Genomic DNA, 1,200 nt, shown 5'->3' with positions numbered 1-1,200 from the left:
CTGCTGGTGGTGCTGCCGCTGCCGCTGCTCCGGCTGAAGAGAAGACGGAATTCGACGTCGTTCTCGCCGACGCCGGCGCCCAGAAGATCAACGTCATCAAGGAAGTCCGCGCCATCACCGGCCTTGGCCTCAAGGAAGCCAAGGACCTGGTCGAAGCGGCTCCGAAGCCGGTCAAGGAAGGCGTTTCCAAGGCCGACGCCGACAAGTTCAAGGCTCAGCTGGAAGCAGCTGGCGCCAAGGTCGAGCTGAAGTAATTAGGCGTGGGCGGACGGTCTCGCGCCGTCCGCCCCTCCCTTGGACTGAGGGAGACTTTGTTGCGCGAGGCGTTTGAAAACCTCTTTCCTGAGGGCCGAAAAGCGGCCTTCCGGAAACGGGTTTTCTCCCGTTTTAGCCGGTACCCGCCAAGCTGTTGGCAGTGCAGGCCGGAAAACAGATAGGGGCAGCCGTCGAGGCGGCCCGTTGGTGCAAGGCGAGCCGCGGCGAGGTTCGTCCCGAGTTTAGAGCTAAGGAGCGACGATGGCCCAGACCCAGACTTTCAATGGCCGCAGACGCGTACGCAAGTTCTTCGGAAAGATCCCGGAAGTTGCGGAGATGCCGAACCTGATCGAGGTTCAGAAGGCATCCTATGACCAGTTCCTGATGGTGGACGAGCCCAAGGGCGGCCGTCCGGACGAGGGACTGCAGGCCGTTTTCAAGTCGGTCTTCCCGATCTCCGACTTTTCCGGCTCCTCCATGCTGGAGTTCGTGAAGTATGAGTTCGAGGCACCGAAATTCGACGTTGACGAGTGCCGTCAGCGCGACCTGACCTATGCTGCGCCGCTCAAGGTGACGCTGCGCCTCATCGTGTTCGATATCGACGAGGATACCGGCGCGAAGTCGATCAAGGACATCAAGGAGCAGGACGTCTACATGGGCGACATGCCGCTCATGACGTCGAACGGCACCTTCATCGTCAACGGCACCGAGCGCGTCATCGTCTCGCAGATGCACCGCTCGCCGGGCGTCTTCTTCGACCATGACAAGGGCAAGTCGCACTCGTCGGGCAAGCTTCTGTTTGCTGCGCGCGTCATTCCCTATCGCGGCTCGTGGCTCGACATCGAGTTCGATAGCAAGGACGTCGTGCACGCCCGCATCGACCGCCGCCGCAAGATCCCGGTGACGTCGCTGCTGATGGCGCTCGGCATGGACGGCGAAGAGATC

At 61.6% G+C, this 1,200-nt stretch carries 1 protein-coding gene and 1 pseudogene; both read left to right on the top strand.

Features of this window, described 5'->3' with window-relative positions; all coding sequences use genetic code 11:
* A partial coding sequence (gene rplL, locus EOA24_RS38600; protein ID WP_127410860.1) for a 50S ribosomal protein L7/L12 occupies window positions 1-254 on the top strand: 254 nt, incomplete at its 5' end.
* Window positions 255-516: 262 nt separating this feature from the next.
* Window positions 517-1,200: pseudogene (locus tag EOA24_RS38595) on the top strand (DNA-directed RNA polymerase subunit beta); the annotation flags it as partial.

The sequence above is a fragment of the Mesorhizobium sp. M2A.F.Ca.ET.039.01.1.1 genome (assembly GCF_003998035.1).
In the GTDB taxonomy this organism is placed as follows: domain Bacteria; phylum Pseudomonadota; class Alphaproteobacteria; order Rhizobiales; family Rhizobiaceae; genus Mesorhizobium.
The sequence above is the reverse complement of the archived record's forward strand: the minus strand, read 5'-3'. Positions and strand labels throughout refer to the sequence as shown.